The following is a 13,754-nucleotide window of genomic DNA, read 5'->3' as shown; positions in this document are numbered from 1 at the left end:
TTTAACTCTCTGATTAACTCTTGCCTCGCTATGCGTTGGCGCCTGCCGTCTCAGTGGGGTCGCATTATAGGGAGAACAGATTTTTACGCAAGTACTTTTTCAAAGAAAAACTAAAATAAAACACTGTTCGGTCAGTATATGAGCGAAAGCCCTTAAAACTGATAGTTTTATAAACAGTATAGGCTTTACTGGCACTGAAATAAGCACTACTGCTACACTAATACACTTAATATGTTTAATTTAAAGGTGCATATATGGCAATACGTTCTTATAAAGGAATTACCCCTGCGTTTAATAAGTCTGTTTATATAGACGAGTCGTCTATATTAGTCGGTGATATTACTATAGGTGATGATAGCAGTGTATGGCCTTTAGTTACTGCTCGCGGCGATGTTAACCATATTCGTATTGGTGAGCGCTCTAATATTCAAGATGGCAGTGTATTACATTTATCGCGTGCAACTAAAAGCAATCCAGATGGTTACCCTCTTATAATAGGCGATGATGTAACGGTTGGTCACAAAGTGATGCTACATGGGTGCGTACTTGGTAACCGTATACTCGTGGGTATGGGTGCGATTGTCATGGATAATGTAATTGTAGAAGATGATGTTATTATTGGTGGGGGCTCGTTGGTACCACCAAATAAGCGCCTGGAATCAGGCTATTTGTATGTAGGAAGTCCAGCAAAGCAAGCCCGTCCATTGACTGAGCAGGAGCTCGCTTTTTTAAAAATATCGGCAGATAACTATGTCCAATTAAAAGATGAATATCTAGCTGAAGCTAACTAATTCCACTTCAATTTGACCTGCCGAGTTATAACTTTCTTCTTCTATTAGTTGCTCGGCACGTTCTTCGTATTCAAAACGGTATTTTTCAAAATAATCTGTTGCGTGACTTTCATCCGTGAGTTTAAGTGTACTTATCGCAATAACACACTCCACCAGCATGCCACTCACTTGAGCAAAAAACACTAACTGGTGATGAGGCTCTCTAAACTCGAGTCTATCTATAAATTGTACAGCTTGGTTCATTTTAGTGAGCCTTGTTTAAGTGCTTTAACCACGGGGAGAATTTCTGGCATTTTGTTATGCCAAACATAATAAGCTTGTGCTGCCTGCCCTACCAACATACCACTACCATCTAAAAGCTTAGTATTGTTATTATGCTCTGCAACCCAGTTCATAAAAATAGTGTTTGTCAGTGAATAAAACATATCGTATGCAACATCACAGCATGTTAAGTGCTTTTTAGCTAAAGCTGGTAATTCGTTATTCATGCTACTAGACGTTGAGTTTACAATTAGTGAGTAATCGCTTACTGGTAAATCATCGAACCCATAGCCTGAAACTTTTCCGTATTCAGCAAATAGCTGAGCTAAGTCTTTTGCTTTTTGAGCGGTACGATTAACAATAATAATTTCTGCGGGTTTTTGTTCAAGCAATGGTAATATTACCCCCCTTGCAGCACCACCAGCACCAATTATTAAAATACGCTTATTTGTAATCACAACTTTGTTAGCAAGGAGGTCATTTACAAAACCAACACCGTCGGTGTTATCTCCTAATAATGTTCCATCGTTTCTTTTTTTAAGTGTATTAACTGCACCGACTATTTTAGCAAGCGGTGTAAGTTCATCAGCCATTGCAAACGCCTGCTCTTTAAATGGCATGGTAACGTTCGCACCTTTTCCATCTTGCTCAAAAAATGTCGATACTGTTTTTTCAAAGCTGTCGATAGGTGCTAATATTGCGCGATAGTCGATTTGCTCACCTAGCGAGATAGCAAATTGTTTATGTATCGCGGGGGATTTTGAATGTTTAATTGGATTTCCAAAAACCGCATATTTGTCCATTTTAAAACAACCTCTTTGCAGCTAAGTGCTGCCTATAATCGATGATAAATAATATGATTAAACGACTTTTTTCTAAATCTAAGCCTAAGAAAGTAGATCAAACACCTACACCTGAAAAAACGCCTTACGAAATCATTGGCGGAGAGAAAGGTGCACGCGCTATTTCTGAACGATTCTACGACATTATGGCCTCAGATGAATACGCTAAACCGTTATATGATATGCATCCTCAACCATTAGATAGAATTCGCCAAGTCTTTTTCGAGTTTTTATCTGGTTGGTTAGGTGGGCCTTCACTATTTGAGCAAAATCATGGGCAGCCCATGTTACGTAAACGCCATATGCCATTTTTAATTGACCAGAACTTACGGGATCAATGGATGTATTGTATGAACAAAACTCTTGATATTGAAATTGACAACCCACTGCTTCGAGAAGGGCTTAAAAACTCATTTGCTCAGCTAGCAAGCCACATGATTAACCAACATTAATCATAAACAATAAAAAAGACGCTTTCGCGTCTTTTATATTGTTTATATTTGCCACTCTCGGGCTATTAGCTCTTCTGGTTTACTTGAAAGCCAAGCTTGTGGTCGCAAGTAATACTGATATAAGTTTGCCTCAAGGCTGTTTTCAGCTGGTGTAAAGTTATACTCCCAGCGCGCTAGTGGTGGCATCGACATTAAAATAGACTCTGTTCGCCCGCCACTTTGCAACCCAAATAATGTGCCTCTATCCCACACTAAGTTAAACTCAACGTAACGACCACGGCGGTAGAGCTGAAAGTCACGTTGCTGTTCAGTGTACTCATCGTTTTTGCGACGTTCAATAATCGGAATATAGGCATCTAAAAAGCCATTGCCGACTGACTGCATAAATGCAAAGCTTTGCTCAAAGCCTAGTTCATTTAAATCATCGAAAAATAAACCACCCACCCCACGTGTTTCATCACGATGTTTAAGGTAAAAGTACTCATCGCACCATGTTTTGTATTTTGAATAAACATCACTACCAAACGGCACACATATATCGTGTGCAACTTGATGCCAATGCTGTACGTCTTCAAATACCGGGTAAAAAGGGGTTAAATCAAAACCTCCACCAAACCACCATATTGGCTCTTCGCCCTCTTTTTCGGCTATAAAAAAGCGTACGTTGGCATGACTTGTTGGTACGTGCGGGTTTTTGGGATGAATAACAAGTGAAACCCCACAAGCATGAAAACTACGCCCTGCAAGCTCTGGCCTATGGGCGGTTGCAGAACCTGGCATGGATGCGCCAAATACATGAGAGTAATTTACGCCCCCCTGCTCAATTACGTTACCATCAGTAGTTACTCGAGTACGGCCACCACCGCCTTCAGCTCTTTGCCAGCTATCTTCGACAAATTTAGCACTGCCATCTGCAGCTTCTAGCCCTTGGCAAATGGTATCTTGCAAAGCCATAAAGTAGGCTTTTACTTGTTCTAATAATTCGCTTTGCATATTACCCTCTAAATACTTTACCGGTCATGGCATCTTTTATTGTGCTGGGTTGTGTGTTTCCACCTAATGGCTCGTCAACATAAAAGCCAACTTGATCAGCAAATTGCTCCTTTGCTTGCTCAATGCTTATTACTGTTTCTTGGCCTGTTAAATTTGCACTGGTTGATACCAGTGGCTTTCCAAACTCTTGGCATAAGCGCTTAACTGTTGGGTGATTTGTTACCCTAACCGCAATAGTATCAAACTGCCCTGTTAACCATTTTGGTGTGCTTTTTGCCGCTGGCATAACCCACGTAATAGCAGCAGGCCAACTAGAAAATATGTCTGCACGTTTGTCCATAGGTACTTTAGCATCATCAACATACTTTAATAATTGCCCATAATTATCAGCAATTAAAATAAGGCCCTTTTCAACTGGTCGTTGCTTAATTGCCAATAATTTTTCAACAGCATGCTGATTATCGGGGTCACATCCTAAGCCGAACACAGCCTCTGTTGGATAAACAATAACTTCGCCTTCATTTAAACATGTAAGTGCTGAAGGCGTATTTGAAAGTTCTGACAAGGTGGTCTCCAAAAATGTTAAACGTTATTGAGTAAGCTTATGCATGCAACTTTTTTGCGGGCATTGCAGTAGTGTACCATTTGCCATGTGTCTTTCTATGACGATGGGCCAATCACATTTAGGGCATGGCTGCTCTACAGGTTTATTATTAAGCGTGTATTTACAGCTTGGGTAGCTGTCGCATGAGTAAAATACTTTCCCAAACTTATTACTACGAGCAACTAAGTGGCCTTTTTTACATTTTGGGCATGCGGGTAACGTAGCCTCTTGTTCCTTTTGCTCGTTGTCGTTTGCAATATAATGGCAATCAGGGTACCCCGTACAACCAATAAACATACCGTAACGGCCATTTTTAACCACCAGCGGTTTGCTGCATTGAGGGCAAGAGGAACCTTCAAGTACTTTTATTTCGTTACTTTCGTGGTGTACTAATGGCCTAATAAAGTCACATTGAGGGTAACTTGCACACCCCAAAAAAGGGCCTGACTTACTGTTGCGGATCACTAACTCTGAACCACACTGTGGGCATACTTCGTATTCTTTTTCTAAGGCGTGCTTATTCGCCGAGAAAAGCGAATGGTCGATTTTACTCATGGTGTTCCTAAGAGGTAAGTGAATTTTCGCCTAATATACCCAAACCACTTAAAGATACAAGCTATGCTATGCGCTTCATCACGAGTAATTTGGGTTATATAAATAAATTCATAAGGTATTAATGCAATAACTCGGTGGGCTCATCAAAAATTAAGTCTTCCATTTGCTCGTATGCCTCTTCAGAGCCGGGGACATTAAATAACACCATAAGCACTATCCACTTTAAATCATCTAAGCTAATCGCTGGCTTATCAAGTGCTGCAAGCTTATCCATAACCATTTCACGGGTAATGCTATTAATAACTCCAATTTGCTCAACAAACATTAAAAAGCCACGACACTCAACGTTTAACATATCGCATTCGCTTTCTGTAAATATACGAATAGCGCGCCCTGGGTTAGCGATTAAATAAGGAGATTCATCGCTGTGTTGTAAATCGGCTAACTGTTCTAGCCAATTTAAGGCTTTAAATATTTCTGGTTTATTAAAGCCTGCACGAACTAACTCGTCGGTTAATTCATTTTGCTCAGCAAAAATGTCAGCTTCGCTATGAATGTAATTTTCAAATAGATACATAAGAATATCGAACATGCTACCTTCCTACGCTAAGCCTAATATAACCATCTAAAATGCGTTCAATTTGATCGTCTAACTCTAAATCAAGCAACCTTGCCAGTACTTTATCTATTGGCCATTGAACACGGCGTACAATATCGTCAACAGTTGTTACCTCAAACCCAATACTGTTTAAAACTTCACAATCACTACTTTGCTGAAGCGTTTCTTCTTTACTATATAGACCGCTTTGATAAGAAAAGCTCACTTCATCTAAAATATCTGTCACATTTTCAACAAGTTTAGCACCTTGCTTAATTAAAAAGTGGCTGGCTTGTGCAAGCGGGTTTTTAATAGAGCCTGGTACTGCAAACACCTCTTTATTTTGTTCAAGCGCATAACGCACAGTAATTAATGAGCCGCTTTTAATTTCAGCTTCAACAATTAATACACCTAAAGATAAGCCCGAAATAATCCTATTTCGACGAGGGAAATTATGTGCGTTAGCGGCGGTTCCGGGTAAAAACTCACTAATTAATAAACCACTATTGAGTACTTGTTCTGTTAATAGTTTATGGCGTTTAGGGTAGTAAATATCAACACCCGTGCCTAAAACCGCGATAGTTTTACCATTCCCTGCTAAAGCACCTTTATGTGCTGCGCCATCTATTCCTCTGGCCATGCCCGATGTCACAGTAATACCAGCCTTTGTTAATTCGTAGGCAAACTCGGAGGCTATTTCAAGCCCTGTTGGGGTGGCGTTACGGCTACCAACAATGGCTATTTGCGAGCTAGAAAGTAAAGACACATCGCCCTTACAAAATAGTAATAAAGGTGCGCTAGCTATGTGTTTTAGTGAATCTGGGTAACGTGTATCAAAAAAACAAATAACTTCAATATTATGCTCTGCAACAAGCCGCTCATAATGCTGTACTTTTTGCCAATCTGTATTGAGTAAATTACTGGCCTGATTAGCAGTCAACCCTAACTCGTGTAATTTAGCGTGGGGTAAGTCAAACAATGACTCAAGTGGGTGGTGTTTAGATAGGGCTAATAAGGTTTTTGTGCCTAATCCCTTACACATATAAAAGGCAAGCCAGTGAGCTAACTTGCCTGATGACTGATCCATGCTCTCTCCTAGAGCACCGACTCGCTACTTCTTAATGAATAACTGCAATATCTCCAACGCGAATTGGGTGCTGGTTTTTTGTTATTAATGCATAACTTACTTTGTCATACACTTTGAATACGATTAACTCGCCTACTTTTTCTTTAGGCATTTTCCATGTTGTATTATCTTCGTCAGCTTTATTACTAAACAACTGACTTGCATCAGATAACAGTTTTTCAAATTTACTTGAATCTTCTGGGTAGCGAGGACCACGAGGGCCATCAATAACCGTAGGTGATTCACGCTCTAAATCTAAAACATGACCTGGTTCAATATTTTGCTCGCTGCCTAAGTTTAGCACTACAACATCCATTGTGCTGAATTCTCTTACTTGGCGAGGAGACGCTATAACTTGCCCTTCTACTGGCTCTAGTGGGCGGTGAATATCAAAATAGGCTGGCAGCAACTGCCCCTCCATTGCTGGCATTAAAAAATCACCTTGTTTAATTTCTCGTTTTACTGACTCAACACGTAGTGACGACGGCACACCATTACTTTCATCGCCACTTCTAAACGCTCGCGCCATGCCAACGTACGATGCACGCGTTGCTAATACTTCGCCTGTGTTTAAATCTCTGTAGGGTTCACCCTCGTTGTAAATCGCATAAGCACCATGTACTTTTAAGTCACCTTTAACGTATAAAATATGGCCTAACGTTTGTGTTTTTGTGTTTTCGTTAGCACCTAACACATACGGCATATTTTTTATATCGTCGCTGTTAATCGCTTGCTCGTAACTTAAATAAGGTTTAATCATTTGCAAAGGTAAAGTGGTAATTGCATTCAACCCTTTAGGGGTAATACGTCCTTGAGGTGACAGCTTTCGGTACGCTTTATTAATAACTAAACGTGGATTTCCGTCAGCATCGTATATAAGTGCCAATGCATCACCCGGATAAATTAGGTGAGGGTTATCGATTTGCGGGTTCATTTGCCATAGTTCTGGCCACAACCATGGCTCATCTAAATAAATGCCAGATATATCCCACAGCGTATCACCTTTTTTTACAACATACTGTTTTGGTGCATCTTTTTTTATTTTTAGCACATCAGCAATCGCCCCAAAAGAGGTGCTTAGTGCCAGTATGATTGCAACTAACGGAAATTTCATTGAGCTTCCTTGTATTGTTTTTTCATTATTATTGCCCAAAACCTGTTAAAGGTGAACGTGAATGGCTAAAATAAGAGCATACAATACCCTAAATTAAGCACAAGTGAAAAAGGTAACTAATGGCTAGGTTAGAAGTTTTAAGATTTCCAGATGAGCGTTTACGTACAATAGCAAAAGATGTTGCAGACGTTGACGACCAAGTTCGCCAAATTGTAAAAGACATGCTCGAAACCATGTACGACGAAAATGGCATTGGTTTAGCAGCAACACAAGTAAATATCCACCAGCGTATTGTGGTTATTGATGTCTCTGAAGAGCGTGACGAACCACTGGTATTAATTAACCCGCAAATCATTAAAAAAGATGGCTCAACGATTAGCGAAGAAGGCTGTTTGTCAGTGCCTAACTCGTACGCAAAAGTAGACCGAGCAGAAACAGTGACTGTGGCTGCACTAAACGAAAACGGTGAAGAATTTGTGTTAGACGCGGATGAGCTATTAGCTATTTGTATTCAACACGAACTAGACCACCTACAAGGCAAGCTATTTATTGATTACTTATCTCCATTAAAGCGCCAACGTATTCGTAAAAAGCTTGAAAAAGAAGCTAAGTTTGCAGCACAGTAATCAGTACCTTAGGAAAACTCAGTGATCCAACCATTACGCATAATATTTGCCGGTACGCCGGATTTTGCCGCACGCCATTTACAAGCGCTAATAAATAGCGAACATGAAATTGTGGGCGTATATAGTCAACCAGATCGCCCAGCAGGTCGTGGTAAAAAATTAAAAGCGAGCGAAGTTAAAGCGCTAGCACTTGAAAATGACTTGCCTGTTTTTCAGCCTCAGTCATTAAAAAATGATGAGGCACTTGCAGAGCTCACCGCTTTAAACGCCGACATAATGATTGTGGTGGCCTATGGCTTAATTTTACCCAAAGCTATTTTAAATGCGCCACGCTTAGGCTGCTTAAACGTGCATGGTTCTATACTACCTCGCTGGCGTGGTGCTGCGCCTATTCAACGTGCAATTTGGGCGGGTGACGAGGAAACGGGCGTAACCATAATGCAAATGGATGAGGGCTTAGATACCGGCGACATGCTGCATATTAGCCGCTGCCCTATTAGTGACACAGAAACCAGTGCCAGTTTATATAACAAACTAGCAGAGTTAGGTCCTAGTGCATTAATCGACACCGTTAATAAGCTAGCTAATGGCGACATTACCCCTGAGCCTCAAAATGATGAGCTAGCTAACTACGCTAAAAAACTCTCTAAAGAAGAAGCAAATATAGATTGGTCTATGAGCGCTGTGCAAATAGAACGTAATATTCGCTCTTTTAATCCTTGGCCAGTGTGTTTTACCCAAATGGGCGAACAAACCGTAAAAATATACCAAGCGAAAGTAGTTGATCAATCTGGTAAGCCAGGCGAAATTTTAACAAGTGATAAAAACGGTGTTGTGGTTGCCTGTGGTGAACACGCTTTAAGTATTACTCAGTTACAACCGCAAGGTAAAAAACCAATGGCAATTAGCGACTTTTTAAATGGTCGCAGTGACTGGGTTAGCCCTGGCACACTATTAGGCGAAAATAATGAATAAAGTACAAAACGTACGAGCGCTAGCCGCTGAGACTTTATATAACGTGGTTGATAAAGGCGCTTCGCTTAATCAAGAACTACCATTTGCAAGCCAAGGTTTACCACCAAAAGACAAAGCACTGTTACAGCAAATTTGTTATGGCGTATTACGCTACTTACCTAGCCTTGAAAACTACTGCCAACATTTAGTAGAAAGCCCATTAAAAGGTAAACGCAGAATTTTTCAGTTTTTACTCTACGTAGGTATTTATCAATTGCAGCACATGCGCGTTCCACCGCATGCAGCAATAAGCGAGACCGTAAATGCACTGGGTCAAATGCGTGCACTAGGATTAAAAGGGTTAATAAATGCTATTTTACGTAGCTTTCAACGCCAGCAAGCAGAGCTTGAAGAAAAAGCAAAGCTTATTCCAGTGTGTTTATACAACCACCCCAATTGGTTTATTAAACAGGTAAAAGAAGCCTACCCAGAAAACTGGGAAGCCATACTTGAAGAAAACCAGCAACAAGCGCCAATGTGGTTACGTGTAAATCAATCACAATTTAGCACGCAAGAATACAGCGATATGCTAACGGCTAACGATATAGAACATACATTAAACCCAAACTTTATAGACGGGATTAAACTAGCCAAGCCGCGTGATGTTTTTTCACTTCCTGAGTTTGATACGGGTGCTTGTTCAGTGCAAGATGCAGCAGCGCAATTAGCTGCTCGCTTTTTAGAGCCAAAAGATGATGACGTTATTTTAGATGCCTGTGCAGCACCCGGCGGTAAAACATGCCATATATTAGAGCTTGCCGACGCCGACGTACTTGCACTTGATAGCGATGCCACTCGCCTTGAACGCGTAAAGCAAAACTTAACCCGTATAGGTTTAGGTGCCGACCTACAATGTGGTGATGCATCGCAACCGCACACATGGTGGGACGATGAACAGTTCGACCGTATTTTATTAGACGTGCCTTGTTCAGCAACCGGCGTTATTCGTCGCCACCCTGATATAAAATGGCTACGCCGTGCATCCGACATTGAAGACTTAGCCGCACTACAAGGCGATATACTCAATAGCATTTGGCCTCTACTCAAGCCTGGTGGTACATTGGTATATGCAACATGTTCGGTTCTTCCAAAAGAAAACCAACAACAAGTTGCTAAATTTTTAGCTAATAACGATGACGTAGAGCATATTCCACTTCATGATAAAGACACCCTCACCACACCGGGTTTGCAGCTACTTCCGGGTGAAAGTGATGGTTTTTATTACGCTAAAATGGTTAAAAAAGCCTAGTTAAACAGGGCTTAATAACGCGTACAACAAGCCATTTTTAAATTTAAAAATGGCTTTTTATTACTACTTAATACACTGGTAAATAATGAAAATAATCATACTCGGTGCTGGACAGGTTGGCGCCACGCTAGCTGAAAACTTAGTAGGCGAACAAAACGAAATTACCGTAGTAGACATTGACGGTAATCGTATACGCGAACTGCAAGATAAATACGACCTTCAAGGTGTAATGGGCCACAGTGCTCACCCTGATGTTTTGCGCCGCGCCGGCGCAGACGATGCCGATATGATTATTGCGGTAACCAGCTCAGATGAAGTAAACATGGTGGCGTGCCAAGTGGCGTATAGTATTTTTAATACACCCACTAAAATTGCCCGAATTCGCTCTGAGCAGTATTTAAAATACCGTGAAAAACTTTTCCAAAACGATGATTTACCAATCGACCATTACATTGCCCCAGAAGCGTTAGTTACTAAGTATATACGCCGCTTAATTGACTACCCTGGCGCATTGCAAGTATTGCAGTTTGCCGATGGTATGCTCTCGCTAGTTGCAGTAAAAGCCTATTACGGTGGTTTATTAGTGGGCTATGCCTTATCTGCATTAAAAGAGCATATACCCAATGTAGAAACTCGCGTTGCAGCTATTTACCGTCAAGGCAAAGCCATTAAACCGCTCGGTACAACCGTTATTGAAGCCGACGATGAAGTATTCTTCATTGCGGCAACCAAACATATACGCGCCGTAATGAACGAACTGCAGAAGCTTGAGCGTTCATACAAAAAAATAATGATTGCTGGTGGCGGTAACATTGGTGCAGGCCTTGCTCGCTCTCTTGAAAAAAATCACACCGTTAAGCTAATAGAGCGCAGTAAAGAACGTGCTGAACAGCTTTCAGAAATGCTCGACAACACGGTAGTATTTTGTGGCGACGCCTCCGATCAAGAACTTCTTTCTGAAGAACATATCGAACAAGTGGATGTGTTTATTGCCGTTACCAACGACGATGAAGCCAATATTATGTCGGCCATGCTTGCCAAACGCATGGGCGCGCAAAAAACCATGGTGCTTATTCAACGTGGTGCGTATGTAGACCTAGTACAAGGTGGCGAAATAGACATTGCCATATCGCCGCAACAGGCAACAATTTCTGCATTGTTAACCCATGTACGTCGAGGTGATATTGTTAACGTGTATTCATTGCGTAAAGGGGCTGCAGAGGCTATTGAAGCAGTTGCTCATGGCGATGAAAATACCTCCAAAGTAGTTGGCCGCGCAATTGCCGATATAAAGCTACCAGCCGGAACAACTATTGGGGCCATTGTGCGTAACGACGATGTACTCATTGCCCACGACGACACCATTATTATGTCGGGCGATCACGTGATTATGTTTTTAATTGATAAAAAGCATATCAACGTAGTAGAAAAGCTCTTCCAAGTAAGTGCTATATTTTTATAACGCATCAAACACAAAAAAGCCGCTGAACATGGCGGCTTTAGTGGAGTATGATTGGGGCTTATCAATGCTACTGTACTTTGGCAAATTCTTCTTTAGAAAGCTCACCATTTCCATCTGTGTCTAAATCTTTAAAAATTTTCACTAGTTGTGAGTTTACTTGAGCTTCTTCCATGCTGATAACACCGTCACTGTTGCTATCAAACGATGCAAAGTCTACCGCTGCATAAGCTGCTGAAGAAGATGCTAAAACTAAAACCGCAAGTGTTGTATTTAATGTTTTCATAGTGATGTTCCTAGTAAAATGAGAAATCCTTTTCTAAGATCCCTGTCTGTGAAAAATAGCTAAACCAATACCGGTTAACTTTAAAATTTTGCAAACTCATCTTTAGAAAGCTCACCGTTACCATCTGTATCTAGCTCTGTAAACTCAGCCATTAAATCGGTGTCTATTGCCGCCTCACTTGGGCTAATTGCTCCGCTGCTGTCGGTATCTAAACTGTCAAAATCTGATGCTGCAAACGCAGCTGAAGAAGACGCTAATGCAATAAGTGCTAGTGCTTTATTTAAATGTTTCATAACTTAATCCTTCATGCTTAATGTTCTATCAAAAAAATGGGCTTATTACCTTTTAAAATGGTTTCACTTCCTTGTTATCCTTTTTCGTAAGCTCCCTTGCCTACTTAGGTTGTCTTTGGCAACTCAGGACTCCATTTACTGAATTTAGGCTTTTGAAAACTCTTCTTTTGATAACTCACCATTTTGGTCTGTATCGAGCTCTGAGAACATGCTCATTAATTTTGCATCAACTGATGCTTCGGCTTGGCTAATTGCACCATTACCGTCTACATCGAGTGTATTAAAGTCAGAGCCTGCAAAAGCGGCTGACGAAGAAGCGAGTGCGATAAGTGCTAATGTTTTATTAATGCGTTTCATAGTATGTATCCTTCAAGTTGTATGTGAGTGATTGGTACTTACTGTTAATCACGTTTTTCGATTAGTACAACCAGACTATTACAACTTAAATGCCAATATTTATTAGTTTATATTTTTCAGTGCCTTACGTGTTAAATACTGAAAAAAGTGCAAATCTAAGCATTATTTTTGTAGCTATTTAGCAACGCTGGTTTAATTAAAAACTATAAGTTATTAAAAATCAGATATTTAGGTTTAATGTAAAAAACCACAAAGCGAAGTTATTTAAATGATCAAGGTGTAATTAGGTATTGAGCAGGAAGTTTTAAACTGAACAAGGTGTAAAAATAAAATAAAATATAAAAAATTTGAATGCTATACCTCTGTTTTTATTTAATAAAAAATAATAATTTAGAGGTTGGTAATTTATTTTCGTTCATAAAGTAAAAAGTCGCTATTTTGTTGCAAAATAGCGACATTAAAACCTAATCGGCATCGAGTTCTATCATAGCGGGGTCAATAAAGTGCTCTTTCATAAAAGCTTTCATCTCTTCTTTACTGGCTAATAACTTAATACCGCAACGCACGCCTGCATTATGATCTTTCACGCTGCACACTTCGCCTTCAAAGCCTTTGCTATTACTACCTAATACCACAGTGCATTGTGAGTCTTTGATGCTTTCTAGATCTGCGTCAGTTTTTACATCAAACATAGCCCCCGTTAGCGAAATATCTTTTATAACACCATCGAGTACCTTGTCATCGCTGAGTTTAAGTTTTGCAGGTAATAGAGTTGGAATACGGGTTTGCGAACGTAAACTAAATAGCTGAACTTGCTTGGGGTAGTTTATAAAAATCAGCCTAACGGGGTGTGATGCAATAGATTTAATTTGCTGTCTAAACGCAATTATTTGTCCATCGTCACCCTCTATTAATGCTCTTACAACTACGGTGACGCCATCTCGTAAGTAATCATTTCCACCCGGTAAACGTTTGGCTGTAGGAAAGTTTAAAATAATAAACTTTTCATCAAGCAAGCCTACCATTTCTGTTTTCACGCGCTTACTGCTAGTGGGTGTTAATATTTCTAAGTCAACTAAACTGCCAACCGGTATATTATTTAATTTATCTGCATGTGTTGCTGGCATATCCATT

General features: G+C 40.4%; 18 protein-coding genes. 6 read left to right on the top strand and 12 right to left on the bottom strand.

Going from position 1 to position 13,754, the window contains the following annotated elements; all coding sequences use genetic code 11:
- The first annotated feature begins 254 nt into the window (after positions 1-254).
- Positions 255-791 (top strand): gamma carbonic anhydrase family protein, encoded by a 537-nt coding sequence (locus AC27JL_RS18585; RefSeq protein ID WP_487196285.1) that lies wholly within the window; start codon positions 255-257, stop codon positions 789-791.
- Here the strand turns inward: AC27JL_RS18585 and AC27JL_RS18580 are convergent.
- Positions 774-1,034: a DUF1488 family protein gene (locus tag AC27JL_RS18580; protein ID WP_058430336.1), complete on the bottom strand. Its 261-nt coding sequence runs from the start codon at positions 1,032-1,034 to the stop codon at positions 774-776. The genes AC27JL_RS18585 and AC27JL_RS18580 overlap by 18 nt on opposite strands.
- Positions 1,031-1,855 (bottom strand): shikimate dehydrogenase, encoded by an 825-nt coding sequence (aroE, locus tag AC27JL_RS18575; protein WP_487196284.1) that lies wholly within the window; start codon positions 1,853-1,855, stop codon positions 1,031-1,033. Before aroE ends, AC27JL_RS18580 begins: the two co-directional genes overlap by 4 nt.
- A gap of 53 nt (positions 1,856-1,908) precedes the next feature.
- Between aroE and AC27JL_RS18570 the strand changes: the two genes are divergently transcribed.
- The gene (locus tag AC27JL_RS18570; protein WP_021032469.1) at positions 1,909-2,346 is read left to right on the top strand and encodes a group II truncated hemoglobin; all 438 of its coding nucleotides are present in this window, start codon (positions 1,909-1,911) and stop codon (positions 2,344-2,346) included.
- Positions 2,347-2,388: 42 nt separating this feature from the next.
- Here the strand turns inward: AC27JL_RS18570 and hemF are convergent, their stop codons facing one another.
- From hemF to AC27JL_RS18540, 6 genes are all read right to left on the bottom strand, one after another.
- Positions 2,389-3,339: an oxygen-dependent coproporphyrinogen oxidase gene (hemF, locus tag AC27JL_RS18565; protein WP_006794008.1), complete on the bottom strand. Its 951-nt coding sequence runs from the start codon at positions 3,337-3,339 to the stop codon at positions 2,389-2,391.
- 1 nt (position 3,340) lies between these two features.
- Positions 3,341-3,904 carry an L-threonylcarbamoyladenylate synthase type 1 TsaC gene (gene tsaC, locus AC27JL_RS18560; RefSeq protein WP_006794007.1) on the bottom strand — a complete coding sequence of 188 codons (564 nt, stop codon included), beginning with the start codon at positions 3,902-3,904 and terminating at the stop codon, positions 3,341-3,343.
- A 24-nt stretch (positions 3,905-3,928) separates the two neighbouring features.
- A complete protein-coding gene (locus AC27JL_RS18555; RefSeq protein ID WP_487196283.1) occupies positions 3,929-4,498 on the bottom strand; it encodes a DNA topoisomerase family protein in 570 nt (189 codons plus the stop codon).
- Between the two features lie 118 nt (positions 4,499-4,616).
- Positions 4,617-5,090: a DUF494 family protein gene (locus AC27JL_RS18550; protein WP_008130811.1), complete on the bottom strand. Its 474-nt coding sequence runs from the start codon at positions 5,088-5,090 to the stop codon at positions 4,617-4,619.
- 1 nt (position 5,091) lies between these two features.
- Positions 5,092-6,183 (bottom strand): DNA-processing protein DprA, encoded by a 1,092-nt coding sequence (gene dprA / locus AC27JL_RS18545; RefSeq protein WP_058551604.1) that lies wholly within the window; start codon positions 6,181-6,183, stop codon positions 5,092-5,094.
- Positions 6,184-6,214: 31 nt separating this feature from the next.
- Positions 6,215-7,336, bottom strand: coding sequence for a LysM peptidoglycan-binding domain-containing protein (locus AC27JL_RS18540; protein ID WP_006794003.1), 1,122 nt, complete (start codon positions 7,334-7,336; stop codon positions 6,215-6,217).
- 119 nt (positions 7,337-7,455) lie between these two features.
- On the opposite strand from AC27JL_RS18540, the gene def reads away from it, so the two are divergent.
- The 4 genes from def (at position 7,456) to trkA (ending at position 11,687) form a co-directional block, all read left to right on the top strand.
- Positions 7,456-7,962, top strand: a complete 507-nt coding sequence (gene def, locus AC27JL_RS18535; RefSeq protein WP_006794002.1) for a peptide deformylase — start codon at positions 7,456-7,458, stop codon at positions 7,960-7,962.
- A gap of 21 nt (positions 7,963-7,983) precedes the next feature.
- A complete protein-coding gene (gene fmt / locus AC27JL_RS18530) occupies positions 7,984-8,937 on the top strand; it encodes a methionyl-tRNA formyltransferase (protein WP_375277904.1) in 954 nt (317 codons plus the stop codon).
- Positions 8,930-10,225: a 16S rRNA (cytosine(967)-C(5))-methyltransferase RsmB gene (gene rsmB, locus AC27JL_RS18525; protein WP_010558121.1), complete on the top strand. Its 1,296-nt coding sequence runs from the start codon at positions 8,930-8,932 to the stop codon at positions 10,223-10,225. Before fmt ends, rsmB begins: the two co-directional genes overlap by 8 nt.
- Before the next feature lie 85 nt (positions 10,226-10,310).
- Positions 10,311-11,687 carry a Trk system potassium transporter TrkA gene (gene trkA / locus AC27JL_RS18520; RefSeq protein ID WP_006793999.1) on the top strand — a complete coding sequence of 459 codons (1,377 nt, stop codon included), beginning with the start codon at positions 10,311-10,313 and terminating at the stop codon, positions 11,685-11,687.
- Positions 11,688-11,754: 67 nt separating this feature from the next.
- On the opposite strand, the gene AC27JL_RS18515 is transcribed toward trkA, so the two are convergent.
- The 4 genes from AC27JL_RS18515 to AC27JL_RS18500 form a co-directional block, all read right to left on the bottom strand.
- Complete coding sequence (locus AC27JL_RS18515; protein WP_006793998.1) at positions 11,755-11,970, bottom strand: EF-hand domain-containing protein; 216 nt, start codon at positions 11,968-11,970, stop codon at positions 11,755-11,757.
- Between the two features lie 80 nt (positions 11,971-12,050).
- The gene (locus AC27JL_RS18510; protein WP_006793997.1) at positions 12,051-12,263 is read right to left on the bottom strand and encodes a calmodulin; all 213 of its coding nucleotides are present in this window, start codon (positions 12,261-12,263) and stop codon (positions 12,051-12,053) included.
- Positions 12,264-12,407: 144 nt separating this feature from the next.
- Positions 12,408-12,620: an EF-hand domain-containing protein gene (locus tag AC27JL_RS18505; protein ID WP_006793996.1), complete on the bottom strand. Its 213-nt coding sequence runs from the start codon at positions 12,618-12,620 to the stop codon at positions 12,408-12,410.
- 464 nt (positions 12,621-13,084) lie between these two features.
- A complete protein-coding gene (locus tag AC27JL_RS18500) occupies positions 13,085-13,747 on the bottom strand; it encodes a flagellar brake domain-containing protein (protein ID WP_138741114.1) in 663 nt (220 codons plus the stop codon).
- Positions 13,748-13,754: the final 7 nt, after the last annotated feature.

The organism is Pseudoalteromonas sp. 4NS20-0020 (assembly GCF_057554385.1).
Note: the sequence above shows the minus strand (reverse complement) of the source record. Positions and strands in the feature narration are given on the sequence as shown.

Bases quoted from the DNA above. Each gene is read 5' to 3' on its own strand.
- AC27JL_RS18585 (WP_487196285.1), top strand. From the start codon at position 255: ATGGCAATACGTTCTTATAAAGGAATTACCCCTGCGTTTAATAAGTCT.
- AC27JL_RS18580 (WP_058430336.1), bottom strand. From the start codon at position 1,034: ATGAACCAAGCTGTACAATTTATAGATAGACTCGAGTTTAGAGAGCCT.
- aroE (WP_487196284.1), bottom strand. From the start codon at position 1,855: ATGGACAAATATGCGGTTTTTGGAAATCCAATTAAACATTCAAAATCC.
- AC27JL_RS18570 (WP_021032469.1), top strand. From the start codon at position 1,909: ATGATTAAACGACTTTTTTCTAAATCTAAGCCTAAGAAAGTAGATCAA.
- hemF (WP_006794008.1), bottom strand. From the start codon at position 3,339: ATGCAAAGCGAATTATTAGAACAAGTAAAAGCCTACTTTATGGCTTTG.
- AC27JL_RS18555 (WP_487196283.1), bottom strand. From the start codon at position 4,498: ATGAGTAAAATCGACCATTCGCTTTTCTCGGCGAATAAGCACGCCTTA.
- AC27JL_RS18550 (WP_008130811.1), bottom strand. From the start codon at position 5,090: ATGTTCGATATTCTTATGTATCTATTTGAAAATTACATTCATAGCGAA.
- dprA (WP_058551604.1), bottom strand. From the start codon at position 6,183: ATGGATCAGTCATCAGGCAAGTTAGCTCACTGGCTTGCCTTTTATATG.
- AC27JL_RS18540 (WP_006794003.1), bottom strand. From the start codon at position 7,336: ATGAAATTTCCGTTAGTTGCAATCATACTGGCACTAAGCACCTCTTTT.
- def (WP_006794002.1), top strand. From the start codon at position 7,456: ATGGCTAGGTTAGAAGTTTTAAGATTTCCAGATGAGCGTTTACGTACA.
- rsmB (WP_010558121.1), top strand. From the start codon at position 8,930: ATGAATAAAGTACAAAACGTACGAGCGCTAGCCGCTGAGACTTTATAT.
- trkA (WP_006793999.1), top strand. From the start codon at position 10,311: ATGAAAATAATCATACTCGGTGCTGGACAGGTTGGCGCCACGCTAGCT.
- AC27JL_RS18515 (WP_006793998.1), bottom strand. From the start codon at position 11,970: ATGAAAACATTAAATACAACACTTGCGGTTTTAGTTTTAGCATCTTCT.
- AC27JL_RS18510 (WP_006793997.1), bottom strand. From the start codon at position 12,263: ATGAAACATTTAAATAAAGCACTAGCACTTATTGCATTAGCGTCTTCT.
- AC27JL_RS18505 (WP_006793996.1), bottom strand. From the start codon at position 12,620: ATGAAACGCATTAATAAAACATTAGCACTTATCGCACTCGCTTCTTCG.
- AC27JL_RS18500 (WP_138741114.1), bottom strand. From the start codon at position 13,747: ATGCCAGCAACACATGCAGATAAATTAAATAATATACCGGTTGGCAGT.